Source organism: Abiotrophia defectiva ATCC 49176 (genome assembly GCF_037041345.1).
Lineage (GTDB): Bacteria > Bacillota > Bacilli > Lactobacillales > Aerococcaceae > Abiotrophia.
In genome coordinates this window covers 1,661,476-1,686,429 of record NZ_CP146287.1, presented here as the reverse complement: position 1 = coordinate 1,686,429, position 24,954 = coordinate 1,661,476, and the positions used below count along the sequence as shown (strand labels likewise).

General features: G+C 48.3%; 22 protein-coding genes. 19 read left to right on the top strand and 3 right to left on the bottom strand.

The features are described from left to right. Window positions 1–19 precede the first annotated feature (19 nt). Entirely contained in the window at window positions 20–1,207 is a 1,188-nt protein-coding gene (locus tag V7R82_RS07785) for an ROK family transcriptional regulator (RefSeq protein ID WP_338542315.1), read from the bottom strand. Between the two features lie 210 nt (window positions 1,208–1,417). Here V7R82_RS07785 and V7R82_RS07780 point away from each other — a divergent pair, with 210 nt between their 5' ends. The 19 genes from V7R82_RS07780 (at window position 1,418) to V7R82_RS07690 (ending at window position 22,091) form a co-directional block, all read left to right on the top strand. Continuing rightward, the gene (locus V7R82_RS07780) at window positions 1,418–1,735 is read left to right on the top strand and encodes a PTS sugar transporter subunit IIB (protein ID WP_306486464.1); all 318 of its coding nucleotides are present in this window, start codon (window positions 1,418–1,420) and stop codon (window positions 1,733–1,735) included. A 12-nt stretch (window positions 1,736–1,747) separates the two neighbouring features. Then, entirely contained in the window at window positions 1,748–2,065 is a 318-nt protein-coding gene (locus V7R82_RS07775) for a PTS lactose/cellobiose transporter subunit IIA (protein WP_306486465.1), read from the top strand. 88 nt (window positions 2,066–2,153) lie between these two features. Further along, entirely contained in the window at window positions 2,154–3,518 is a 1,365-nt protein-coding gene (locus V7R82_RS07770; protein WP_023391244.1) for a PTS sugar transporter subunit IIC, read from the top strand. Beyond that, the gene (locus tag V7R82_RS07765; protein ID WP_338542308.1) at window positions 3,515–5,317 is read left to right on the top strand and encodes a beta-galactosidase; all 1,803 of its coding nucleotides are present in this window, start codon (window positions 3,515–3,517) and stop codon (window positions 5,315–5,317) included. Before V7R82_RS07770 ends, V7R82_RS07765 begins: the two co-directional genes overlap by 4 nt. Next, on the top strand, window positions 5,314–6,243 hold the full coding sequence (locus V7R82_RS07760) for an aldo/keto reductase (protein WP_338542306.1): 930 nt from the start codon (window positions 5,314–5,316) through the stop codon (window positions 6,241–6,243). The genes V7R82_RS07765 and V7R82_RS07760 overlap by 4 nt, the downstream gene beginning before the upstream one ends. Window positions 6,244–6,398: 155 nt before the next feature. Further along, window positions 6,399–7,577 (top strand): nucleotide disphospho-sugar-binding domain-containing protein, encoded by a 1,179-nt coding sequence (locus tag V7R82_RS07755; RefSeq protein ID WP_338542304.1) that lies wholly within the window; start codon window positions 6,399–6,401, stop codon window positions 7,575–7,577. A gap of 171 nt (window positions 7,578–7,748) precedes the next feature. Continuing rightward, window positions 7,749–8,831 (top strand): ABC transporter substrate-binding protein, encoded by a 1,083-nt coding sequence (locus V7R82_RS07750; RefSeq protein WP_070756275.1) that lies wholly within the window; start codon window positions 7,749–7,751, stop codon window positions 8,829–8,831. A gap of 9 nt (window positions 8,832–8,840) precedes the next feature. Then, window positions 8,841–10,463 (top strand): amidohydrolase, encoded by a 1,623-nt coding sequence (locus V7R82_RS07745; RefSeq protein ID WP_338542301.1) that lies wholly within the window; start codon window positions 8,841–8,843, stop codon window positions 10,461–10,463. Window positions 10,464–10,709: 246 nt separating this feature from the next. Further along, window positions 10,710–11,561 carry a PRD domain-containing protein gene (locus V7R82_RS07740; protein ID WP_338542299.1) on the top strand — a complete coding sequence of 284 codons (852 nt, stop codon included), beginning with the start codon at window positions 10,710–10,712 and terminating at the stop codon, window positions 11,559–11,561. A gap of 5 nt (window positions 11,562–11,566) precedes the next feature. Next, a complete protein-coding gene (locus V7R82_RS07735; RefSeq protein ID WP_338542297.1) occupies window positions 11,567–12,028 on the top strand; it encodes a PTS sugar transporter subunit IIA in 462 nt (153 codons plus the stop codon). Window positions 12,029–12,043: 15 nt separating this feature from the next. After that, a complete protein-coding gene (locus V7R82_RS07730; protein ID WP_338542295.1) occupies window positions 12,044–12,322 on the top strand; it encodes a PTS sugar transporter subunit IIB in 279 nt (92 codons plus the stop codon). Between the two features lie 50 nt (window positions 12,323–12,372). Then, complete coding sequence (locus V7R82_RS07725; protein ID WP_070756280.1) at window positions 12,373–13,725, top strand: PTS galactitol transporter subunit IIC; 1,353 nt, start codon at window positions 12,373–12,375, stop codon at window positions 13,723–13,725. 3 nt (window positions 13,726–13,728) lie between these two features. Further along, window positions 13,729–14,529 (top strand): rhamnulose-1-phosphate aldolase, encoded by an 801-nt coding sequence (gene rhaD, locus V7R82_RS07720; protein WP_338542293.1) that lies wholly within the window; start codon window positions 13,729–13,731, stop codon window positions 14,527–14,529. Between the two features lie 150 nt (window positions 14,530–14,679). Then, a complete protein-coding gene (locus tag V7R82_RS07715) occupies window positions 14,680–15,786 on the top strand; it encodes a competence protein CoiA (protein WP_338542291.1) in 1,107 nt (368 codons plus the stop codon). A gap of 142 nt (window positions 15,787–15,928) precedes the next feature. Then, a complete protein-coding gene (gene pepF / locus V7R82_RS07710) occupies window positions 15,929–17,740 on the top strand; it encodes an oligoendopeptidase F (protein WP_338542289.1) in 1,812 nt (603 codons plus the stop codon). A gap of 157 nt (window positions 17,741–17,897) precedes the next feature. Further along, window positions 17,898–18,590, top strand: coding sequence for a sugar transferase (locus tag V7R82_RS07705; protein WP_338542287.1), 693 nt, complete (start codon window positions 17,898–17,900; stop codon window positions 18,588–18,590). Window positions 18,591–18,603: 13 nt separating this feature from the next. Continuing rightward, window positions 18,604–19,833, top strand: coding sequence for a DegT/DnrJ/EryC1/StrS aminotransferase family protein (locus tag V7R82_RS07700; RefSeq protein WP_338542285.1), 1,230 nt, complete (start codon window positions 18,604–18,606; stop codon window positions 19,831–19,833). Next, window positions 19,817–20,875 (top strand): glycosyltransferase, encoded by a 1,059-nt coding sequence (locus tag V7R82_RS07695; RefSeq protein WP_422388381.1) that lies wholly within the window; start codon window positions 19,817–19,819, stop codon window positions 20,873–20,875. The genes V7R82_RS07700 and V7R82_RS07695 overlap by 17 nt, the downstream gene beginning before the upstream one ends. Before the next feature lie 22 nt (window positions 20,876–20,897). Then, entirely contained in the window at window positions 20,898–22,091 is a 1,194-nt protein-coding gene (locus V7R82_RS07690) for a pyridoxal phosphate-dependent aminotransferase (protein ID WP_338542282.1), read from the top strand. A 99-nt stretch (window positions 22,092–22,190) separates the two neighbouring features. On the opposite strand, the gene galT is transcribed toward V7R82_RS07690, so the two are convergent. Together galT and V7R82_RS07680 are read right to left on the bottom strand one after the other, a co-directional pair. Beyond that, window positions 22,191–23,690: a UDP-glucose--hexose-1-phosphate uridylyltransferase gene (gene galT / locus V7R82_RS07685; protein WP_338543762.1), complete on the bottom strand. Its 1,500-nt coding sequence runs from the start codon at window positions 23,688–23,690 to the stop codon at window positions 22,191–22,193. Between the two features lie 57 nt (window positions 23,691–23,747). After that, a complete protein-coding gene (locus V7R82_RS07680) occupies window positions 23,748–24,923 on the bottom strand; it encodes a galactokinase (RefSeq protein ID WP_338542280.1) in 1,176 nt (391 codons plus the stop codon). Window positions 24,924–24,954: the final 31 nt, after the last annotated feature.

Genomic DNA, 24,954 nt, shown 5'->3' with positions numbered 1-24,954 from the left:
AGAAGGTCCTTTTTTATTTTTATGCTGACAAGAAGCTGGCTTTGACACAGAGGCTAGTGGCTGCCCGCGCAATATTGAGTGGGCTATAGGCCAGGGGAATGAGCCGTATTTTCTTTTGCTTATGGAAGAGCGGGGTGGTAGCCGCTAGCTCCTGGTGCAAGAGGGTGTCGACTAGTGGATAGGAGAAGAACTGGCCGTCAAGGTAGATGGCGTCACTGTCAATCAGCTGACTGAGATTGGATAGGGCGATTGACAGGTAGTGACAGGCCTGCTGAATCAATTGGAGACAGCTAGTATCGCCTAAGGCGCAGGCATCCATAATGGTAGCCAGGGTGATTGCCTCTGCTTCTGCTACTAGGCTAGGCAGGAAGGTGGATTGAGCTACCCGATAGAGGGTTTGGGCCTTAGCGATTAGACTAGATTCGCTAGCATAGACTTGCAGGCAACCCCGTTTACCACAGGTGCAGGCTTCCCCTTGTGGATTTAAAATCGTATGGCCGATTTCGCCAATCAGGAAGTTCTGACGCCCGTAGATTTGCCCTTGATACATATAGGAACAATGAATACCGTTAGCGACATGGAAGACGATAAAATTATGATCGTTTTTGTCATCTTGGCCATAAAGTCTTTGGGCCAGGGTCAAGCAATGAGACTTATTGTCAAAATAAAGCGGCAGGCTAAAGGCCTGGGCTAGCTCTTCCAGATGGAGATTCTGCCAATGCTGATTGTTGGATTGAATATAGGGACTCAAGTCAAAGTCCACGTGGCCCGGTAGCCCGACGCCAATGGCGGTCAAGGGAAAGTCAGGATGTTGCGCTATAAATTGATGAATGAAGTCAGCTAAGTCAGCGCTAGTCGGGTAGTTACCTAATCGTTGAAAGGTCATGCTATAGTCGCTAGCTTGAATTTCGCCAAGATTATCTGTAATGACCAAGGCTAAGTATTTTTCAGAGATTTCGACACCTAGATAGTAGGCACGATGGGGCATAAGACTAAGTAAGGTTTTTTTCCGGCCTACAGTATCATCTTCAGCTTCCCCAACTTCATATACGAGTTCTTGGCGAATTAAATCCCCGATAATAGCCCCCGTGGTAGCAGGCGTTATGCCTGTTTCTTTGGCAATATCAATACGTGATAGTGGTGCTTTTGCATATAGTTTATCTAAGATGGTGGCCCTTAAGGCGGCTTGTTTTTTAGTTAACGTCATGGATAATCACTCCCTCTCGAATATCATAACAAAAAACAAGCATGTCCTCAAATGTAAACGTTGACAAAAAGCCCTTTCAACCCTATAATAGTAATAGAAAGTAAATAATAAATTAAGAATCGGTTTCCGTTCACGCCTGCTTGTTTACATTTTCAAAATAATAGGAACCGATTATTTTTTCTTTCGAATTATAAGGAAAGGGTGTTGTAAATGGAAACCAAGCAAATCATGTTAGTCTGTGCCGCTGGCATGTCGACTAGCCTCATGGTATCCAAGATGGAAAAGGCCGCGCAAGATCAAGGGTTAGATGCCCATATCTTTGCAGTGCCAGTGCCAGAAGCCAAGGAATATCTCCAGAACAATGCAGTAGATGTCTTATTGTTAGGCCCCCAAGTCCGCTATTTGAAGAACGAGTTTTCCGCTGACTTGTCAGCCCGTGGCATCCCAGTGGAAGTCATCCCCATGACAGATTATGGCATGATGAAAGGCGATAAGGTCCTGGCCTTAGCCGTAAGTCTCATGGAATAAAGGAGCCAGCCTATGTCACAAGAAGCCGCATTAGAAGTAGCCATGCAGTTAATTATGTATGGCGGTGAAGCCAAGTCCTGTGCCATCGAAGCCATGGCAGCAGCTAAGAAGCGAGATTTCCAGGGCGCGACGGAGCGAATGGCAGCGGCTCGAGCAGCCCTCTTAGAAGCCCATCACGCCCAGGCCGGAGTCTTGGCTCAAGAAGCGCAAGGGATTGAGCAGCCCCTCAGTCTCTTCATGATTCATGGTCAGGATCATCTCATGACCAGTATCGCCTTTGTCGATTTAGCTCAGGAATTAATCGAAGTCTACCAAGTCTTAGCCCAATAAGTGGCTGAGGAGCTGTCCGAGCTAGGTTGGTAGACATCCAAACCGTGGTTTTAATTAATTTATGTAAAAATTTTAAGGAGGAATTATCATGGCAAGTTTAGTCGATCGTTGGCAAGAGCGTCTGATGCCTATCGCCAACAAAGTCGGGAACCAACGGTTCCTTGTTGCACTTCGGGATTCCTTTATTGGGACCATGCCGGTTATTATGGCCGGATCATTCGCTCTCATGATTAATGCCTTTTTGGCGGATTTACCTGGCCAATTTGGCAATACCTTCATCCCGCAGACTTTTGGTTGGTTGATTGATATCAACTACATTCTCTTCAAAGGGTCTATCCCAATTGTTGTCTTCCTCTTTCTCTTTAACTTTGGTGTTAATATCGCCAAGATTTACAAGGTGGATACAGTCTCCGCTGGTTTGGTGGCTGTTGCTTCCTACGTCATTACCATTGCCAATACGGTAACGCAGAACTTTAAGCTAGAAAATGTTGACTCTAAGGCCTTAGCTGGACTTCTGGGCGATAAGCTACAAGGTGTAGCAGTTCAAGGGGAGGAATTAGCGGTTACGGTACGTAATGCCATTCCGCTTGACCAAATCGGGGCCAAGGGTTACTTTACAGGGATTATCATTGGTTTCGTATCGGTCATCATCTTCTGTAAGGTCATGAATCGGAACTGGACCATTAAGTTGCCAGATTCAGTACCACCTGCTATCGTTAAGCCATTCCTATCCATCATTCCGGCAGCCATTGCCATGTATGTAGTCGCCATTGCCACCTATGCCTTCAATCAATTGACCGGTGAATTGATGATTACCTGGGTTTATAAGGTCTTACAAGCGCCACTGCTTAATATGTCGCAAAGCTTCTTGGCTGTCCTCATTATTGTCATCTTAAACAAGATTTTCTGGTTCTTCGGCCTCCACGGCGGCAATGTCTTGGCGCCTGTTATGTCCAGTCTCTTCGGGGTGACCATGCTAGCCAACTTAGAAGCCTACCGCGCTGGTACCACTATTCCTTATCTATGGACAGATAACTCCTTCGGTGCCTTTGTCTGGTTTGATGCCATTGGCTTAGCTATCTCCATTCTCTGGATGGCACGTAGTCGTCATTTGCGTGAAGTGGCTAAGTTAGGGATCTTCCCTATGGTCTTTAACATTGGGGAACCTGTCATGTACGGGGTGCCAATCGTTCTTAACCCAATTATGTTCATCCCATTTGTCCTCAGCCCAGTGCTGATGGTAACAGTGGCTTATTTTGCGACAACGATGGGCTTGGTAGCACCGGTTACTCAGAACGTAACTTGGGTAATGCCACCTGTCCTCTATGGTTTCTTCGCAACAGCCTTTGACTGGCGGGCTATTGTCCTGTCCTTGATTAATATCGGGATTTCCACTGCCGTCTACTATCCATTCGTTAAGATTGCTGATAAACAACAGGAGATGGGCGCATGACACAGTTCGAAATTCGTGACCAATTCTATTTAGACGGTCAGCCCTTCAAAATCTTGTCAGGAGCAATCCAGTATTTTCGTCTGCATCCAGATCAATGGGAAGACACCCTCTACAATCTCAAGGCGCTAGGTTACAATACCGTCGAGACTTACATCCCTTGGAATTTGCATGAGCCTCATGAAGGGGTCTTTGAAGACAGCGGTTTACTGGATTTCAAAGCCTACTTTGACCTAGTCAGCCGTATGGGACTTCACTTGATTGTCCGCCCCTGTCCCTATATTTGTGCGGAGTTTGATTTTGGGGGCCTGCCGGCTTGGTTGCTCAACTATCCCGGCATGCGATATCGCACCTATGATCAGGCCTTTCTGTCCAAGGTAGCGGCTTATTATGATTGGCTTCTACCACAGCTAGTACCTTATCAGTTCACTCATGGGGGCCCCATCTTGATGATGCAAGTCGAAAACGAGTATGGTTCCTATGCAGAAGACAAAGACTATTTACGGGCAGTGGCCCAAATGATGCGTGACCGGGGGATAGATGTGCCACTCTTTACCTCCGATGGCACCTGGATTGAAGCGCTAGAGTCCGGCACCTTGATTGAAGATGATATCTTTGTCACCGGTAACTTCGGCTCGGATGCACCGGGCAATACCCAAGCCCTCCAAGCCTTCTTCGACCGTCATGGCAAGCAATGGCCACTTATGTGCACGGAGTTCTGGGATGGTTGGTTCAACCGTTGGAATGAGCCTATTGTCCGCCGTGACCCAGAGGACTTGGCCCATGATGTTAAGGAAATGATGGCTGTCGGCAGTGTCAACCTCTTCCTCTTGCGAGGCGGGACCAACTTTGGCTTTATTAATGGCTGTTCTGCGCGCAAGCATCGGGATCTCCCGCAGGTCACTTCCTATGATTTCGATGCCCCAATTAATGAATGGGGCCAACCAACTGCCAAATATTATGCAGTTCAGCGGGTGACCCATGAGCTTTTCCCAGACTTACCTCAGTTTGAGCCGCGTAGCCGCCAGGCTAGAGCCTATGGCACCTATCCAGTGCTTGGCTGGGCCGACTTGTTAGAAGTCGCCGACCAGTTAGGAACCGGCCAAGAAGTGGACTACCCGCTAGCCATGGAAGCCTTGGGCCAACACTATGGTTATACTCTCTATCGGACGCGGGTCGCTCACCATGGCCATCCGGAACGACTTAAAATCATCAATGCTCATGACCGGGTTCAAGTCTTTATCCAAGGCAAGCATCTCGTGACCCAATACCGAGAAGACATTGGTGATGAAGTGCTCTTTGATACCGACCAGGCCACTGCTCAAGTTGATGTCTTGGTAGAAAATATGGGGCGCGTCAATTACGGCTTCAAACTCAATAGTCCAACCCAATCTAAGGGTATTAAGGGCGGAGTTATGATTAACCACCAGTTCCGCAAAGGCTTCAGACAATATGCTCTAGAATTCAAGCCAGACATGCTAGCAGCGGTTAGCTACCATGAAGGTCCGCGACCTACACAAGCAGAGAGTCCCCATTTCTATCGCTTCGAGGTTGAGATGGATCAGATTCAGGATACCTTTATTGATTGCTCTGCCTATGGTAAGGGTTGCGTCTGTGTCAATGGCTTCAACCTTGGCCGTTACTGGTCTCAGGGGCCTATCCAATACCTCTATGTTCCGTCAGGCTTCCTCAAGGCTCACAACGAGTTCGTGGTCTTTGAGACGGAGTCGGTGCCAGTAGAGAGCTTGAATTTAGTAGATCAGCCTGTTTATCGTCCAGAAGAAGGGGAGGCTGAGGCATGAAGACCTTAAACTTAGGAGGTCAGCTAGCAGGGGCAAGTGCCATTGCCTTAGGTTGTATGCGTATGGATAGCCTAAGCTTGGCTGACAGCCAAAAGGTCCTAGCAACCTGCCAGGACCTAGGGATTAATTTCTTCGACCATGCTGATATTTATGGCAAGGGTCAATCTGAATCACGTTTTGGCCAAGCCTGGACAGGCCTCGGCCTAGCTCGCCAGGACCTCTTAATCCAATCCAAATGTGGCTTGGCCGATGTCTGGTCTAACTACCATTTCGATTTCTCCAAAGCCCACATTATCCAAGCGGTGGAAGGCAGCCTCAAGCGACTTCAAACAGATTACCTAGACGTCTTGGCCCTGCATCGGCCAGATGCCTTGATGGAACCGGAAGAAGTAGCCGAGGCCTTCCATGACCTTCATCAGGCGGGTAAAGTCCGCTACTTTGGCGTCAGCAACCAGAATCCAGGACAAATAAGTCTCTTGTCTTCTTACTTAGATCAATCCCTCATTGTCAATCAGTTGGAATTTGGGCCAGCCCACACGGTGCTTTTAGATGCTAGCTTGAATGTCAACACCAAAGACTCGGAAAGTATCAATCGTGATGGTGATGTCCTCAATTATTGTCGCCTTCATCAGGTAACCGTTCAGGCTTGGTCGCCTTTCCAAGTGGATTTACACCAAGGCCCCTATATGTTACATCCAGACTATCAGGACTTAAGGGATTGTTTAGCTAGCTTGGCTTTAAGCTATGGTGTCAGCTCGGATGCCTTGGCTCTAGCTTGGATTCTACGCCATCCTGCTAAAATGCAAGTCTTAGTAGGTTCCATGCAGCCTTGGCGCTTAGTGGATTTGGCGCAAGCCTGTCGCATTGACGTCAGTCGTGAGGACTGGTATCGTATCTATAAAGCGGGGGGCAATCGGCTCCCATAAGTAAGTCAGTCACCATCCTATGCAGCCTAGCATAGGGTGGTGTTTGTCTATTTTGGATAGAGTATTTTATTGGGGTTTAGTGGGGCACCATGTTATAATAGGATTAATATATTGTCTCTATTATTTGCTCTTGTCTTGTAAATGAGGTGATAAGAATGAAAATTGCATGGTTCTGTATACCAGCTCAAGGCCATACCAATCCAACTCTAGGTTTGGTGCGCTATGTAGTGGAAGCCGGGCACCAGGTAACTTATTTTTCCTTTGAGCGCTTCAGACAAGCCATTCAGGCGACAGGTGCTCAATTTGTGGCTTGCGATGACTATGGGGATTTCGACTTGGGGCTAGATGAGCGTGAGAGCTCAGACCGCTCGGGCAAGGACTTAGCTTTTGCCACACATTTGTTAGTCCAATCTACCTTGGCGCTTGAAGGGCCAACTCTCGAGGCCTTGAAAGAACTCCAACCGGATCTAGTTGTGGGGGACTCGATGGCAACCTGGGCCAAGCTCTTGGCTAAGAAATTGGGTCTACCTTATGTTTGCTCCAATACGACCTTTGCCTTCAATAAGGAGTCCTCACGTTATATGAGGCAGAGTATCTGGGCCTTATTGAAATTGCTCTGGTCCACGCCAAGTATTAATCGCGAGCTCAATCGCTTGCGGGAGCGAGGCTATGAAATTGGTAGTGTCCTAGACCTAATTCAAAATGATGAGGCAACGCCTACCATGGTCTATACTTCCCCTTACTTTCAACCATGTTGGGATAGTTTTGGCTCCAACTATCGCTTTATTGGGCCATCAATTCGACCGGTTGAAAAACCTTATCCTAAGACACGAGCCAAGACCATCTACGTGTCCTTGGGGACAGTCGTTCATAATGAGGACTTCTATCATGCCGTAATAGAAGCCTTCAGGGATTTGCCGGACTATCAAGTCATCATAGCTTTAGGCCAGAGTGAGCTTAGTGACTGGCAGGACCTACCTGACCATATCGAAATTCACGATCGAGTCGATCAAATGGCAGTATTGGCCATTGCGGATGTCTTTATGACCCACTGTGGCATGAACTCTGCCTCAGAAGGACTCTATCATCAGGTACCCCTTATTCTCTGCCCCCAAACGCCTGAACAAGGAGCCGTAGCCAAACGGACTGCTGAATTGGGAGCCGGTTACTGGCTCAAGCTCATGACACCAGCCACCATTCGGCATGCCGTCCTAACCGTTTTGGAAGAGCCTCATTATCGTGATGCAGCGGGACGTGTGGCCAAGAGTTTTAAGGCCAGTGGTGGTTATCAAGAAGCCCTTGCCTTTATGGAGCAAGTGGCCCAAAACACTTAAGTACCAGGTGCTCTACTGAATGGTAGGGCGCCTTTTTTGATAGCTTAGCTAGGAAAAGCCGAACGTTTAAGGCCTCCGCTACTAAGACCGGCAAACAGGGCTAGTAGCTGACTGGCGACTATGATAGAATGAAAGAAGTGAATGAATCCGGTTTAGAAAGGGGGACGCGCAGTGCGGCGTTTGGTACAAGGATTAGTAATTTTGGTAGGGGTAATGGCTGCTCTGTGGGGGATACGCCATCATTTGGAGCAGTCCCTTCAAACAACCGCCCAAGGGGTGGAACGTCAGCCCCTCTATATCTTTAACTGGGGGGATTATATTGACCCTGAACTGATTACTGCCTTCGAAGAAGAAAGCAATTATCGGGTTATCTACGAGACCTTTGATTCCAATGACGCTATGGAAGCCAAGCTTAAGCAAGGCGGAACACCCTATGATTTAGTCTTTCCTAGTGAGTCCATTGTTGCGCGTCTTAAAAACCAGAACTTACTTAAACCGCTAGATTATAGCCGCTTAGAAGGGACAGAGCACCTAACACCTTGGTTGCTCAACCATGCTTTTGATCCAGGTAACCAGTATAGCTTGCCTTATTTCTGGGGGACCTTTGGGATTATGGTGAATACAGAGCAAGTGGACCCAGCCACTATTGAGAATTGGTCGGATTTATGGAAACCAGAATTTAAGAATTCTATCCTAGTCCTAGATGGCCATCGCGAGACTCTGGGGATGGCCTTGCAGGCGCGCGGCTATTCGCTTAACAGCCAAGATCCAGGGGAGTTAGCCATTGCCGGCACCTACCTCAAGGCATTGGCTCCTAATGTTCGAGCAGTCTTGACCGATGAAATCAAACCACTCATGCGCCTAGGCGAAGCGCCGATTGGTATGGGTTATTCCGGCGATGCTGCCAGTGTCATAGCGGATAATCCTAATATTGTTTATATCGTGCCAAAAGACGGCTCGGCTGTATGGACAGATAATTTCGCTATTCCTAGCACCAGTAAAAATGAAGCAGGGGCCTATGCCTTCATTAATTTTATGCTACGACCAGAAAATGCCGCTAAAAACGCAGAATATGTAGGTTACGCCACGCCAAACGAGTCAGCCAAGGCTCTACTGCCTCAAGAGACGCTGGACAACCCCGCCTTCAATCCGCCTGCTGAGATCTTGCAACAACTCGAACATTACGAGTTCCTACCAGCGGATGTCATTAAGGAATTTAACGAACAATTCTTAGGCTTTAAGATGGCCTTATAGGAGGAAATCATGCACTATCTATTGAAGACACAGGCCCTCTATAACCCGACTAAGGGGACCATCGGGCCAGCCCTTGTGGAAATTCGTGACCAACGAATTGCGGCTGTCTATGAGCCGGATAATCAAGAAGCGATGGGAAGCCATGCTAATCTTGCGGCTCTAGTGCCAGAAGCACTCAAGCACTTGCCGCTCAAGGACCTGGGTCAGCAAATGTTGCTACCTGGTTTTATTGATGCGCATGTCCACTTCTATCCTTCTAGCTTGATTCAAGCGGGCATTTTGGGGCAAGTAGGGGGGGCGACTCCTGAAATAGTCGCGCGCCAAGCCCAGGACCTGCCCTTACGCCAGGGCTGGCGTTTAGGCATTGGTTGGTATGCTAGCGAGTTTCAACCGTCTCAGCAACCCCATCGTCGCACGCTTGACCGTTACTGTTCGGAGCCTACCATGCTCTTGTCCGGAGATGCCCACTCTATTTGGCTCAATACCGCAGCCTTGGAGGCTTTGGGCTTGAATCCTGATAATGTTGTGACCCTGTCAGGCCAGGCTCTAGTTGATGAGGCAGATGGCCAATTAACGGGCACCTTCCTAGAAGCTGCTGCAGTCTACTATCAGACGGAGGTCTTCCGACGCTTCCATGAAGAAGCAGTTCTAGCAATGCAAGATTTTAGTCGTCACCTTCATGCCATGGGGGTAACGGCGGTAGGCGATGTCGCCATTACAGGTGAGAGTCCGGATGATATGGTCTATCCGGAACTCTATGAACGCGCCTTGGCCCAGGTTCCTCTGCGTCTCAGCTTCTTCCCAGCTATGCGGGCCAATCGTGAGCCCCTGCGTCAACTCTATCAGCGCTATCGTGGCCCTTGGCTACAAATGGGTGGGGTCAAGCAGTTTTTTGACGGCGTGACTTCTTCTCATACAGCCTATCTCAAGTCAGAGTATCCTGAGCCCTATTACCCAGGAGATGTGGGTGGTCCCCTAATCCCGATTGAGACCCAGCATGACTTTATCTTAGCTGCTAGCCAAGAAGATTGGCCGATGCGGATCCATGCCATTGGTGACCGGGCCATTGAGTTGACCTTGACCTATTACAAAGAAGCCCTAGCCCAATTTCCCCTCAGTCTAGGTAAATTCCACACCATTGAGCACCTAGAAGTAATGGATTGGGCAGATTTAGACCTAGTGGCCCAAGAGCAGCTAGTGGTTTCTGTTCAACCAAGCCACCTGATGGTAGGCTATGATAGCTTGGATGAAGAAGTAGGACCTGAACGTGCTAAGCACATGTTTCCTTTTAAAGAATTCTTGAAGCAAGGTGCAACTCTGGCCTTTGGAACCGACACGCCCGTAGTGGTCAATGTAACACCATTGGAGAGTCTGCATTACGCAGTCCACCGCCAGACCTGGGATGGGCTACCGCCTCAAGGCTTGATGCCAGAACAACGCTTGACACTTGAAGAGTCCCTCTATGCCCATACACTTGGGGCAGCTAAGGCCTTAAGTCGAACCGATATTGGGGGAATGGAAGCCGGTATGTGGGCAGACCTAGTTGTCCTGTCCCATGATTTGCGAAGCGTCAAGGACTGGCGGCAAGTCAAAGTGACCGCCACCTATTTGGCCGGTCAGCAAGTTTATTAAGATTATAGAAACTGAGGCTTGATTAAGTCTCAGTTTTGCTTTTAAGAATGGCTTAGCAAAGGGATTTTGGTGGAACCAGTTCTGCATATTGTAGGCAAAAAGATGGATTTGTAAAGAAAATGCCCTTGAATTTAGGTAGCGCATACATTATAATGTAGATAATAAGTGGTGTAACTATTAGATTAGGCATAACTTTCCCATATAGGGAGAGTTGTGCCTATTTTTTGTCGAAAGGGGAGGTGCGCAGTGAAAGTCATTCAATCACTCAACCAAAATGCTGTCTTAGTCGCCAGAGATGATGGGGCGGAATTGGTAGCATTAGGGAAAGGTGTAGGGTTTGGCAAGAAGAAAGGGGACACCATTGACCCAACTGCTGTGACCAGGGTCTTTAGTTTAGCGTCTAGTTACCGTCAGGAACAGTTGCTAGGCTTAATCAAGGAACTGGAACCATGGGTGTTCGAACTAGCTCAAGACATTACCATCATCGCTGAGGCCTGTTTGAAGAAATCCTTGATGGACACCTTCATTTTTACCATTGCTAAACATTTGCAATATGCCTTGGACCGGGAGCCTAACGAAGGGGGCGATTACGACCCTTTCCAGTATCAGCTCCATTATCTTTATCCGGATGAGTATCAGGCGGCGGCCGAGGCTATTGTTCAGGTCAATGCCAAGTATCAACTTCGACTGGCCCAGGAAGAGGTTTCCTTCCTGACCTTGCATCTGGTCAATGGCCAGATTGATCAGGCGGGCTTCCATAATGTGGTAGAACTGAGCGAAATCCTTAATCGTTTGATTCAAGTGATTGAGACTAAGACGGGAGAGCCCCTTGATAAGGAGTCACCCGACTATGGGCGCTTCGTGGTTCATATCCGCTACTTCCTGATTCGGACTTTGAGTCATCAGCCAGGCCAAGAGGCCGTCTCACCGGAAAAAATCGAGACTGTCTTAGAGACGACTGCAGGCGTCTTTCCCCGGGAATGGGACCTAGTGAAGGTCTTAAAGGAGACCCTGCAAGAGGAATTCAATCTAAGCTTTGGCCAGGATGAAGATTTTTATCTCTTATTGCACCTTGTACGTATTCTAGGAAGGAAGTGACCCGAATGGGGGTTGTAGCAAGTTTAATTCAGTCGGAATTGATTGATTTGGCGTGTGAGGAGACAGACCAAGCCCTCTTCTTTGCCCACCAGGCTGCCAAGTTGCAAGACATAGGTTATGTGGCTGATAGCTTCGGTCAGGCTTTGGCGGAGCGCGAGGCAGAGTTCCCGACAGGATTGGCCTTGGAACATGTGACAGTGGCTATTCCCCATACCTATGTTGAACATGTCAAACGTCCCTTTATCGCCTTTTACCGCCTGGTAGAGCCGGTAATGCCTTTTATTCAGATGGGGACCGATGATTTGGTAGTTTATCCGCGTTATATCATGATTTTGGGCATAAAAGAAGCCAAGGCTCAGGTGGATCTCCTAGCAGAGCTCATGGCACTTTTAAGCCAGGAGGACTTGGTAGCCAAACTAGAAGCTGCCCAGTCGCCAGAAGCAATTGTAGACTTATTAAGCCATTAGAAAGGATGATTGATTATGAAAAAGATTATTGTTGCCTGTGGTTCTGGGGTTGCGACCTCTCAAACAGTGGCGTCCAAGTTAGATAAGTTGCTCAAAGGTAAGGGCATGCCTGCTCAAGTCGAAGCAGTGGACATTAAATCACTCAAACATCATGTCAAAGATGCGGATGCCTATGTCTCCATCGTTAAAACTAAGGATCAAATCGACATCCCAACCTTTAACGGCATAGCCTTCCTGACAGGTATGGGGCAAGATGCTGAGTTACAAAAGATTATTGATTTCTTGAAGGCCTAGGACCTAGCTTCCTAGCAACGACGACCGTGTGAATCAAGGAGGAATGACACATGGATATCTTACAAACAGTTGTCAATTATGTCTTAAATGATTTGGGAGCAGCCGTTTTTGTTCCCCTCTTAATGTTGATTATCGGGCTTCTTATGAAGATGAAATTCTCCGAAGCTTTCCATTCAGCGCTGACCTTAGGGGTAGCCTTCTCTGGGATGGGGTTATTGATTGGTTACATGATGACCTCTATGGGGGATGCAGCTGCCTCTATGGCTACGAGAACAGGCTTCTCCTTGCCAGCCGTAGACGGGGGCTGGCCTGGTATGGCGGCCATCTCTTGGGCTTGGCCATATGCCTTTCTCATGTTCCCTCTGACCATTGGGGTCAACATTGTCATGCTGATGCTCAAACAAACCAAGACCGTCAACGTGGACATGTGGAATGTCTGGGGTAAAATCTTTACCGCCGTTATGGTTTCCTATATTACCGGCAATGTCATCATGGGCTTTGTTGCAGCAACTATTCAAATTATTTTCGAGCTCAAGGCGGGCGATATGTACGGACCTGAAGTGGAACGTTTGACCGGGATTCCAGGGGTAACCGTGCCGCACTTTATTGTCTTAATCTCCGTTATTCTCTATCCAATTGATGAGTTGCTGAAGAAGATTCCTTTCTTCAACAAGCCAATGGATGCCGATGCCCTTAAGGAAAAAATCGGGATTTTTGGCGAAAACTCCGTTATGGGCGCCATTATTGGCTTCGTCTTGGGTTTGGCAGCCGGTTACGGCCTATCAGGGTCCCTCAAGTTAGCCGTCCAAGCAGCGACCGCTATGACCCTCTTCCCAATGATTTCTAAGCTCTTCTCTCAGGCCCTATCGCCTGTATCTGAAGCCATCTCTGAATTTATGCGGACGAAGTTTAGCGACCGTGAAGTCTTCATCGGTTTGGACTGGCCTATCTTGGCAGGGCGTAACGAACTATGGGTAGCCGTGATTATTACCATCCCAGTGCTCTTGATTATGTCTGTTATCTTACCTGGTAACATCGTCTTACCATTTGCGGGGATTATCAACTTGTCCTTCGTTGTAGGGGCCTTGCTCCTAACCAACGGGAACTTGGCGCGGATGATTTTCCATGGGGTGGTGTCTGCACCGCTCTTCCTCTACGGGGCAACTTTCTTCGCTACTTATATTACCCGTTTGGCTAATGAAACAGGGGCTGCGGTAGTAGAAGCTGGGAAGCTCTTGTCCTGGTCAACCTTTGAAGGGCCGGACTTCCGTTATCTCTTATCTACTGGTTTGTCTGGCAATATTGTCAGCATCCTACTCTTCGTCTTATGGGCTGGCCTCTTCTATGTGCTCTATCGCGCACGTATGGCCTACAACAAAAAAATGGAAGAGGCAGGTGAATAGAAGATGTTCCAAAACAGCACCATCGTTGCGGAATTTGCAGATATTACCCATGTCATGTGGTCAATGGGTTGGGATGAGAAGAATGGGGGCAATATCTCGGCTATTCTTACTGAAGAGCAATTAGCACAAGTTGAGCAAGTGGCATCCCCGCGTTTTGTTCCTTTGGAACATGTGCCTGAAAATATGGTGGGGCGTCATGTCTTAATTACGGCCTCAGGTTCAGAATTCCGTCGAGTGCGGGACTCTCTAAGGGAGACCTTAGGCGTCATTCGAGTAGAGGCCAATGGTTACGCCATTCTCTGGGGCTTTGAAGGAGGCAATAAACCAACTTCAGAAATCTATATGCACCTGCTCAGCCATAGTACCCGACTAGCAGTAGACCCTCATCATCGGATTGTCCTCCACAACCATGCAACTGAAGTTTCCGCCCTTAATTTCATTCTGGATCAGACAGACCAAGCCTTCACTCAGACCCTTTGGCGTATGATTACCGAGTGTTTGATTGTCTTCCCTGATGGTATCGGGGTCGTGCCTTGGATGGTCTGCGGGACCGAAGCCATTGGTCAGGCGACAGCAGCCAAACTCAAGGACAGCCGCATCGTCGTCTGGGCTTATCATGGCATCTTAGCCACTGGCTCAAGCATTGCGGACTGCTTTGGCCTCATTGAGACCGTCAACAAGGCAGCCAAGGTCTACCTCAGCATCGCTCACTTGCCACATCAAGATGGCATTAGCGATAGCCAGTTATATGACCTAGCTGACTTCTTCAAAGTAACCCCACGTTGGGAACTACTAGAAAAATAGCCCACTAGTAGGTTGTCAGAATAAATCCCCGGTAGCTAGATAGCTGCCGGGGATTTTGCATGAAAATAACCCTACTCTGTAACCAAATTGTAAGCCACCAAAAAATGCGAGAGGCAGTTGTTTGGGCTATATATAGAGGGAGGGGTCTTTATGTATGCGGCTTTGAACGGAGCAGGTAAGTTGGTCTATGCTAGTCAGGTGGCGGGATTAGTGGGTGAGGGGCCCTGGTTTTGTCCACGTTGTCATCGGCCGCTTAAATTGCGGTCGGGGAGACGGGTTAGACCCCATTTTGTTCATATGGATGGTGTTTGTGGGCAAAGTAAATTAAGTAAGCGCCAGGTCATGGAGTCGGAGCGGCATCAAGCGGCCAAGCGCCTTTTAGGTCAGACCTTCCAAGCCCAAGGCGAGCGTGTTAATTTGGAGTATTATTTGCCTTCTTCGGGGCAATTTGCGGACCTCTACCTGCCCCGGCGTCAGTGGGTGGCGGAGTATCAACAATCGATTATTTCTGCTCAGCTTCTAGCTAGTCGGCAGGCGGATTATCAAGCCTTGGGTCAGACAGTGGTTTGGCTATTATCAGCTGACGTCCTAAGGGGTAAGTTCAAGACCCGTTGGAAACAAACTTGCCTACACTATGCTCCTGGTTGGGGTTATTATTGGCTAGCCCTGGATGTGGAGGGTACCTGCCTAGTTCAGGATTTTCATCTGCCTTTAGTCTATTCCCGCCTGTCCTATACTTACCAAAGTCGTACCCTCTTACTGAGGACTTTGTCTCAGCAGGCTTGGCAGGCGGATTGTCTGGCTTATGGTGCTTGGTTGGGACCAAGGGCTTGTCACTGCCAAGAAGGCCAACTTACTAGCCAGGTACGCAGCCATTTGGTGGCTGGCCATCAATCTTATTGGCGTCAACTCTATCAGGAGGGGATTCAGGTGGGCTCTCTGCCGGCTTGGTGTCTACAGGGCCGCTATCAGGTTCTAGTCAGCCCTGAGCCTGGCTGGGTCTGGTTGGCCTATCAGGCTACTTTTTTGAAGGAGGTTAAGGAAGCCAAGCAAGGATTTACAGACCAGGACTGGTTGCTTTTCCATGAAAGGCTAGTGCGGTCTGGCAAAGTTCATCTTGTTCCAACACCTTTATTAGGCGAGGAGGGGCGAGCTAAACTGCTGCCTGAAATTTGCCAATCATTCCTTCGGCTGTGGCAGTGGCAAGGCCACCTAGCCTTTGATCGAGATTGGGAGCTTTATCGTGTCGTCAGCTAAGAATTGGGAGGTCAAACATGATCGAAGTGACTAAAAGGACACTTCTTCCTCTTCCTCAAGGGCTTTCAATTCAATTCACAAGTGAATTGTGCTAAAATTTATGATGTCTAACTATTTACTAAATTTAAGATGAGGTGACCTTATGTCAGAAGAAACATTACGCACGCGTGAACAACAACCTGAAGCCTTTACCTGGGACCTGACTTCGCTCTATGCGGACGCAGAACAATGGCAGGCTGAGTATGACAAGGCAGAAGCCATGGTGGTGGACTTAGCATCATTCAAAGGCACCCTGAATCAAGGTGGCGCCCACTTAGTGACTGTTATTGAGGCTATTCAAGCGGCTTGCTTAGTGGTTGAGCGTCTCTACGCCTATGCCCACCTAACTTATGATCAAGATTCAACCAATAGTGCCTCTCAAGTTCTCAATGCTCGAGCTATGCAACTATACAGTAAGTTGGCAGAAGCCATTGCCTTCTTCGACCCTGAACTTTTGAGCTTGCCATCCGAAACCCTAGAGGCTTACTTCCAAGAAACACCTGAATTAGATTTCTACCGTCAGTACTTGGATGATATTACCCGTGGGCGTGCCCACACCTTGTCGGCTTCCGAGGAGACCCTCTTAGCGCAACTAGGTGAGATTTTCAGCAGCTCTTATTCTACTTTCTCCTTGTTGGACAATGCTGACTTTGTCTTCCCAACCATTGAAGGGCCGGAAGGGCAAGCGGTACAATTAACACACGGGACCTATGGTCGTCTCTTGGAAAGCACTGACCGCCGTGTGCGCCGCGATACTTTCCAACAGTACTACACGGTCTACAACCAGTTCAAGAATACCTTGGCCAATGTCTTATCTACCAATATTAAGACTGACAACTACAAGGCCAAAGTCCGTCACTACCCGTCTGCACGGGCTGCTGCCCTCTTCCGCAATAATGTGCCGGAATCCGTCTATGATACCTTGTTAGAGACAGTGGGCGACCACTTGGGCTTACTCCACCGTTATACCGCCTTGCGTAAGGATCTCTTAGGTCTAGATTCGCTAGAAATGTATGACCTTTATACGCCGCTTCTTGGGGATGCCCCAATCAAGTTCAGCCAAACGGAAGCGCGGGATATCGTGATGGAAGCTCTGGCGCCAATGGGACCAGATTATTTGGAAATCATGGCTAAGGCCTTCGACGAACGCTGGATTGACTGGTATGAGAACAAGGGTAAACGCTCAGGCGCATACTCAGGCGGGATGTATGACAGCAAGCCTTATGTCCTACTCAACTGGCAAGACAATATTAATTGGCTCTTCACTTTGGTTCATGAGTTGGGTCACAGTGCTCATTCTTACTTATCTCGCACCAACCAACCTTATGTTTACAGTGATTATTCGATTTTCTTGGCTGAGATTGCCTCAACTACTAATGAAAATCTCTTGACGGACTACCTCTTGAAGAAATATCAAGATCCTCAAATCCGTCTCTATGTCCTTAACCACTTCTTAGATGGGGTTAAGGGAACGGTCTTCCGTCAAACCCAATTTGCGGAATTCGAGCACTTCATGCACCAAGCAGATGCCGAAGGAACCCCATTAACTCACGAATTCTTGACGGAGAACTACCGCAAACTGAATGCTAAGTACTACGGACCAAGCGTTAACTCTGACTCTGAAATTGGGCTAGAGTGGGCTCGAATTCCACACTTCTATTACAACTATTATGTCTTCCAATATGCGACTGGCTTCTCTGCGGCTACCTTCTTCGCAGACAAGATTGCCGCTGGCGACAGTGCTTTACTTGAGGCCTACAAGGGCTTCCTTAAGTCAGGCTGCAGCCTCTATCCAATCGACACCATGAAGAAGGCTGGGTTGGATATGACGCAACGTGACTATATCGAAGCAACACTCAAGGTCTTCGAAGCACGCTTGAACGAGTTTGAAGCCCTCTTGGCAGAAACTAAATAATCCAATAAACTGGGGAAGCGAGCCTTCCCCAGTTTTTTCTTAGCTATGGGGTTTAGGGCTGAGCACTACTTTTATTTTCCCACCGCAACTGCTAGAAATCTTGCGCTATCCGTGATAAAATTTAGGTATGCGACTTTCTATGAATATGAGGGATTGAATGAAAAAATTTGAATCATTACCGGTGGAACTGCAGACCGAGCAGGTGCGCCCATATTACGAGGCCTTGGCCGCTAAGCGCGGACAATTATTTTTGAAACGGGCCTTCGATATCTTGGTGAGTGCTATCTTGCTACTCTTACTCTCGCCAATTTTACTCTTCTTCGCTATTTGGATTAAGCTGGACTCACCAGGCCCGGTCTTCTATCGCCAGGAACGGGTGACAACCTACGGTAGAATCTTCCGGATTTTCAAGTTCCGGACGATGAAGGTGGATGCGGACAAGATGGGGTCCTTAGTGACTCTCAAGAATGATGACCGTATTACCCGCGTGGGTCATGTCATTCGCCGTTATCGCTTAGATGAACTACCTCAATTGTTGAACATCTTAACAGGGGATATGAGTCTAGTCGGTACGCGACCTGAAGTAGCCAAGTACGTGGCTGCTTATACGCCTGAGATGAAGGCTACCTTGCTCTTGCCAGCAGGGGTAACCTCTACGGCCAGCATCCTCTTCAAGGACGAGGAAGAATTGATTGCTAAGTTCATCTTGGAGGGGATGGAAGTGGATAATATCTACATCACCAAGGTCCTACCAGAGAAGATGCATTATAACTTATCTTATCTTAAGAATTATAGCTTTCTAGGCGATTTGAAACTCATGGTTCGAACTGTCTTGAAGGTCTTCAAATAAAGGAGCGTTCGCTATGAAAAAATGGAATATTCCCTTCTCACCACCTGACTTAAGCCAGGAAGAAATTGATGAGGTAGTGGATACCCTCAAATCCGGTTGGATTACCACCGGACCTAAGACTAAGAAATTAGAAGTAGAGCTTTCCAGCTATACTCAGACGCCACGGACAGTCTGCTTAAACTCAGCTACTGCAGCTCTGGAATTAATTTTACGTGTATTAGGCATTGGGCCTGGCGATGAAGTCATTGTGCCAGCCTTTACCTATACGGCTTCCTGTGCGGTAATCGAGCACGTAGGAGCGACGCCAGTCTTAGTTGACTTGCAGTCGAGTGGCTTTGAGATGGATTACGACTTATTGGCAGCTAGCTTAACGGCTAAGACCAAGGCGGTAATCCCGGTTGAAATCGCTGGGATTCCTTGTGACTATGACAAACTCATGTCAGTCCTAGAAGCCAAGAAGGATCTCTACCAAGCTAATCCTGAGCATGCGATCCAAGCGCTCTTTGATCGCGTGATTGTGATTTCGGACTCTGCTCACGCCCTAGGGGCAACTTATAAGGGCCAACCAGCAGGGACTTGGGCGGATTTCACTTCCTTCTCCTTCCATGCTGTTAAGAATTTTACGACTGCAGAAGGCGGAAGCGTGACCTGGAAGGCTCATCCAGGCCTTGATGATGACGAACTTTACCGTCTCTTCCAAGTCTTCTCCCTACATGGCCAAACCAAGGATGCCTTGGCTAAGACCCAGCTAGGGGCGTGGGAATATGACATTGTCATCCCAGGTTTCAAATGCAACATGACCGATATCATGGCCAGCATCGGCTTGGTACAATTACAACGTTATCCAGGTCTCTTGGCGCGTCGTCAAGAATTAGTGGCACAATATGATCAAGGTTTTGCTGGCACAGCGATTAAGCCTTTGCCTCATCAAGGCGCGGATTATGAATCTTCTCGCCACCTCTACATTACTCATATTGAAGGGGCTAGTCTGGAAGACCGTAACCGCATCATCAACTTGATGGCGGAGCGGGGCATTGCGACCAATGTCCACTACAAACCACTGCCACTGCTCACCGCTTATGCTAATATGGGCTTTAAGATGGCGGACTATCCAAATGCCTACGCTTATTATGAAAATGAAATTACCTTGCCTCTACATACCCGTTTGACGGATGAAGAGGTAGCCTACATTATTGAAAGTTTCCGTGAGGTTGTGACCCAAGTCCTTGAGGAAGGAGCCTAGTCCTATGTTAGTATCAATTATCACGACAGCAATGAACGAAGAGTCCTATTTGCCAGGCCTCTTCTCAGATTTCCTCAACCAGACCTATCCCCACGATCAAATTGAAATTATCCTCATGAATTCCATGTCGACCGATAAGACCCGAGATTTGATGCTAGATTTTCAAGCTCAGTTCCGCGATGAATTCTACGATATCCAAGTCCATAACAACCTACGCAAATCACTGGCGGCCGGCTTGAACGAAGGCATTAAGGTGGCGCGCGGGGAATGTGTCCTTAAGGTAGATGCCCACGCTACCATTCCTGAAGACTTTGTGGAACAGAACGTGGCGGTTATCTCTCAGGGGGAATTCATCTGTGGCGGTAAGCGCCCGACCATCATTGAATCAGACGATCCATGGAGCAAGACCCTGCACCAGGTGGAAGAAGCCATGCTAGGAAGTAGCATTGCCTCATACCGTAAGGCCGATAGTCCTCGCTATGTCAAATCGATTTTCCATGGCATGTATAAGAAGTCTGTCTTTGACCATGTTGGGGAACTAGATGAGCGACTAGGCCGGACAGAGGATAATGAAATCCATGACCGTCTGCTCAAGGCTGGTTATCAAATTAAGTACGATCCTAGAATTGTCTCCTACCAATATATGAGACCTAACTTCCAGAAAATGGTGAAGCAAAAATACAGCAATGGCTACTGGATTGGCATGACCAGTCATGTTCGACCATCCTGCCTATCGCTCTATCATTTTGTACCATTTGTTTTCACCTTAGCGGTGATTTTCTCCATCCTTATGTTGCCTGTAACAGGATGGTTCTTAGGACTCTTGGCCCTGGCCTACTTTGGTGCTATGGCTGCTGTAACAGGTCTCACGATCCGTAAGGAAGGCTTCCTACCACACTATTTGGCCATGCCATTCCTCTTGTTGGCTGTCCACCTAGCCTATGGGGTAGGAACCATTGTAGGGCTCTTCAACGGTTTACGTTGGCGACAAGAATACTTTGCTGCTGAGCAAGACCAAGAAGAGACAAAGAAACCCGTCTAGCCCTTATGAAAGGAAGATATCTATGTATTCAAAACAAATCGTAAAGAACTGTGCTAATGCAAGTTTTATCCGTAAGATGTTCGAGAAAGGCTTGGAATTAGCCAAGCAATATGGCCCAGAGAATGTCTATGACTTCTCCATCGGTAACCCTTTTGCTGAACCACCAGTAGACTTACGTGAACGCATGAAGGAATTGGTTGACCAACCAGGTGTACACCGCTATATGCCAAACGCTGGTTTCCCAGATGTACGCGAGAAGGTGGCTGCTTATTATAGTGCACGCTCTGAAAAGCCAATCCCTGCTAGCCATATTGTCATGACGACCGGGGCAGCAGGTGCTCTTAACGTCTTGTTCAAGGCTATCTTGAACCCAGGCGAGCGCATCGTAACTTTTGCGCCTTACTTTGTTGAGTATGGCTTTTACGCTCAAAACGTGGGGGCTCATTTGGATACAGTAGAAACTGAATCAACTGACTTCTTACCAAACATTGAAGGCTTGCGCCAAGCGATTAAGCCCGATACCCGGATTCTCTTGTTGAACTCTCCTAACAATCCAACCGGTCGCATCTATTCACGTCAAGACTTAGAAGCAGTAGCTGGGGTATTACGCGAAAAGTCAGCAGAATTCGGCCAACCAATTTTCTTAGTATCGGATGAACCTTATGCAACCATTACTTATGATGGCCATCAAGTTCCGAATGTTCTCGATATTTATGAACATGCAATTGTGGTGAACTCCTTCTCCAAGTCCCTAGGCTTGGCGGGTGAGCGGATTGGTTACATCGCGGTTGGCGCGGATGTACCAGAAGTGGATACTTTAATGGATGCCCTTATCTTCTGTAACCGGACATTAGGCTTCAACAATGCGCCAGCCTTGGCTCAAAAGGTCGTAGCAGAGTACTTGGATGTCTTGCCTGATGTAGCAGACTATCAAGCTAAACGTGACCTACTCTATAAGGAACTAACAGCCCTTGGTTTCGAGACCAACTTGCCAGAAGGAGCCTTCTACTTCTTCATGAAGGTACCAGCTGGCTTCGAAAGTTCCGTAGACTTTGCTAACTATGTAGCGGATAAACACCAAATTCTGGTCGTGCCAGGTTCTGGTTTTGGCTGCGAAGGCTATGTACGTCTGTCTTACTGTGTCAAGATGGAAGTAGTTGAGCGCTCGCTCAAGGCTTGGCAGGCTCTAGCGGCTGAGTTAGGCTTGAAGAAATAAGTCACAACATTTAAAACTCCTCCTTGTATCGACAAGGAGGAGTCTTTTTGCATAAAGTAAATCCCAAGTGACATTGAGCCACTTGGGATAATCATTGCTTTAAGCCTGGTTAAAGGCCTCTAAGAAGCGACGGAGTCCGGCGCGACCTTCTGAGGTTTGCTTATAGACCCCTGCGTCTTCAAGGACGCGGGCGAATTTAGCGCCGACAGCTGCTTGGAGTAGACGATCGACTTGGTCAGCGGTCACCTGAGGGTGATTAGCAGCCAATTCTTGCGTCCAACTTTGATGATAGTCAGTTACCTGATCCAAGGAGGCTTGGCCTAGTAAGAAGTCCTTGATTGTGGCCAGCTCGCCCACTAGACGTGGTGGCAGGATAGCTAAGCCCATGACTTCAATTAGGCCGATATTTTCCTTTTTAATGTGTTGAACATCAGGATGTGGATGGAAGAGACCATCTGGATAGGTATCAGTAGTCCGGTTGTTACGCAGCACCAAGTCCAATTCGTAGGCGCCATCTCGACGTCTAGCAATTGGCGTAATGGTGTTGTGCGGAGTCTCCCCACTAAAGGCCAGGATGTCACAGGCTTCATCACTGTAACCTCGCCAGAAGTCGAGGAGCGCTGTCGCTGCATCCGCCAGTGGCGCCTTATCTTGGCTACGTAATCGAATAACAGAGAGGGGCCATTTGACTAACTCAACGCTTAAATCTGGAAAGGCGCTTAGGCTAGCGGTCTCATAAGCTGGCGCCTGATCCATAGGGAAGGTGTGACGCCCGCCCTGATAGTGGTCGTGGGAGAGAATAGAACCGCCCACAATTGGTAAGTCGGCATTGGAACCGGCGAAATAATGCGGTAGTACCTCGATGATGTCTAGCAGATGCTCGAAGCAAGCGCGGTCGACCTTCATGGGTACATGCTCCTGGTTGAGGAAGATGCTGTGCTCGTTATAGTAGACATAAGGCGAGTACTGCATGCCATAGTTTCCGCCACCTAGCGATAGGCGAATTAGGCGGTGGTTTTGACGCGCCGGATGATTGGTACGGCCTCGGTAGCCTTCGTTCTGCATGCAGAGCAGGCACTTAGGATAGTGGCTTGGCTTAGCTAATTTAGCTGCGGCAATATCCTTGGGATCTTTCTCAGGCTTGGAAAGGTTGATGGTAATCTGCAAGTCACCGTAGTCGCTGGCCGCGCTAAAGGCAATATTCTTGGCAATGTGGCGGGTCTTGATATAATCATTAGCCCGCGACAGGGCATAGAAATAATCTGTGGCCCGCTCTGGTGACTCCTGGTAAAGGGCCCAGAAACGTTGATTGAGCACAGAAGGTAGAGGCGTCAACAAATCCATAATAGCCGCCTCAAAGGCCTCGCGGCCGAAGGCAGAGTCTGCAATTAAGCCTTGTTCCAGAGCATAAGCCTCTAGTTGATCTAGATAGTCTAGGAGGGTTAGCTCAGGGGCTAGGGCTTGTTCACAAGAATCAAGACCATCTAATGCTAGACGTGCTAAGAGCTGGTTGACGGTGTAATCGTAATCTAAGGGGTCTAGCCAGCCATCTTGGATGGCGAGGCTGACAAAATGGTGAATGGTTTGGTCAATAGGAATAGTCACAGCGTTCGTCCTCTCTGCTTGCCTGATTTTTTGGCAAGCATTCATCATGATTTAGTCAGCTAGAGCGTGGGCACCAGCGCCAACTTGGGCAATATAGAAGCTAGCAGGGTAGCCGATGCTTGCCTCATAAGCTTGGCCAATGGCTGCTTGAACAGCCTCAACGGCATCTTTAGCCACTAAGGCAATGGCACATCCTCCCATGCCGGCACCTGTCATGCGAGCGCCTAGGACGCCTTCTTGTTGCCAGGCCGTGTGAACCAGGGTGTCGAGCTCACGGCCCGTCACTTCATAGTCTTCCTGTAAGCTCATATGGGAAGCATTAAGGAGTTGACCGAAAGTCTTCAAATCACCAGCAGTCAAGGCTTCTTTGGCTTGGACCGTCCGTTGATTCTCGTAGACTGCGTGTTTAGCCCGACGTTCTAAGACTTCGTCATTAATCAGATGACGGCTAGTTTCAAAGCCATCAGGGCTCAATTGGCCCAGGCTTTGGATTTGCATGCCACCTGCTTGCAGACGGCGCAGGGCTTCTTCGCATTGGCTGCGACGTTCGTTATACTTAGAATCTGCTAACTCGCGGCGTTTGTTGGTGTTCATAATGAGTACTAGGTGTTCGCCAAAAGCCGCAGGGACTAGTTGGTAATCTAGGCTATTGGTATCCAAATAGATAGCCATGTCTTTGGCCCCCATACCAATAGCAAACTGGTCCATAATACCGGAATTAACGCCAATGAAGTGGTTCTCGACTTGTTGGCCAATCTTGACTAAATCCAGACGGGTCAAGCTTAAGTCAAAGAGGGATTCCAAGGTAATACCTACCAATAATTCCAAGGAAGCAGAACTTGAGAGACCTGCCCCGTTAGGGATATTGCCGTAAACCAAGAGGTCGAAGCCTTGGTCGATGGTGTGGCCAGCTTGGCGCAAGAATTTGACTTCGCCTTTGACAAAGTTAGTCCAGCTATCTTCTGGGCGATTGACTAGCTCTTGCGATAAATCAAAACTGATAAGACCCGCCTCTTCGAAGTTGAGCGAATAGCAACGCACCAAGCTATCTTGACGTCGACGGGCAATGCCATAGGTCCCTTGGGTGATGGCACAGGGGAAGACCCGCCCACCGTTATAGTCGGTGTGCTCACCAATCAGATTAATTCGCCCAGGCGCGAAGAAGGCCCGGCCGGGTTCAGATTCAAAAACTTCTTGAAATCGAGTGTGTAAAGCAGATAATTCCATACAAGTTCCTCCTAGTACTAGCTAGATAATT

Coding starts and splice junctions, on each gene's coding strand:
- V7R82_RS07760 (WP_338542306.1), top strand. CDS start 5,314: ATGAAGACCTTAAACTTAGGAGGTCAGCTAGCAGGGGCAAGTGCCATT.
- V7R82_RS07715 (WP_338542291.1), top strand. CDS start 14,680: ATGTATGCGGCTTTGAACGGAGCAGGTAAGTTGGTCTATGCTAGTCAG.
- pepF (WP_338542289.1), top strand. CDS start 15,929: ATGTCAGAAGAAACATTACGCACGCGTGAACAACAACCTGAAGCCTTT.
- V7R82_RS07705 (WP_338542287.1), top strand. CDS start 17,898: ATGAAAAAATTTGAATCATTACCGGTGGAACTGCAGACCGAGCAGGTG.
- V7R82_RS07690 (WP_338542282.1), top strand. CDS start 20,898: ATGTATTCAAAACAAATCGTAAAGAACTGTGCTAATGCAAGTTTTATC.
- V7R82_RS07725 (WP_070756280.1), top strand. CDS start 12,373: ATGGATATCTTACAAACAGTTGTCAATTATGTCTTAAATGATTTGGGA.
- V7R82_RS07680 (WP_338542280.1), bottom strand. CDS start 24,923: ATGGAATTATCTGCTTTACACACTCGATTTCAAGAAGTTTTTGAATCT.
- V7R82_RS07745 (WP_338542301.1), top strand. CDS start 8,841: ATGCACTATCTATTGAAGACACAGGCCCTCTATAACCCGACTAAGGGG.
- V7R82_RS07770 (WP_023391244.1), top strand. CDS start 2,154: ATGGCAAGTTTAGTCGATCGTTGGCAAGAGCGTCTGATGCCTATCGCC.
- V7R82_RS07735 (WP_338542297.1), top strand. CDS start 11,567: ATGGGGGTTGTAGCAAGTTTAATTCAGTCGGAATTGATTGATTTGGCG.
- V7R82_RS07700 (WP_338542285.1), top strand. CDS start 18,604: ATGAAAAAATGGAATATTCCCTTCTCACCACCTGACTTAAGCCAGGAA.
- rhaD (WP_338542293.1), top strand. CDS start 13,729: ATGTTCCAAAACAGCACCATCGTTGCGGAATTTGCAGATATTACCCAT.
- V7R82_RS07755 (WP_338542304.1), top strand. CDS start 6,399: ATGAAAATTGCATGGTTCTGTATACCAGCTCAAGGCCATACCAATCCA.
- V7R82_RS07730 (WP_338542295.1), top strand. CDS start 12,044: ATGAAAAAGATTATTGTTGCCTGTGGTTCTGGGGTTGCGACCTCTCAA.
- V7R82_RS07765 (WP_338542308.1), top strand. CDS start 3,515: ATGACACAGTTCGAAATTCGTGACCAATTCTATTTAGACGGTCAGCCC.
- V7R82_RS07775 (WP_306486465.1), top strand. CDS start 1,748: ATGTCACAAGAAGCCGCATTAGAAGTAGCCATGCAGTTAATTATGTAT.
- V7R82_RS07785 (WP_338542315.1), bottom strand. CDS start 1,207: ATGACGTTAACTAAAAAACAAGCCGCCTTAAGGGCCACCATCTTAGAT.
- V7R82_RS07780 (WP_306486464.1), top strand. CDS start 1,418: ATGGAAACCAAGCAAATCATGTTAGTCTGTGCCGCTGGCATGTCGACT.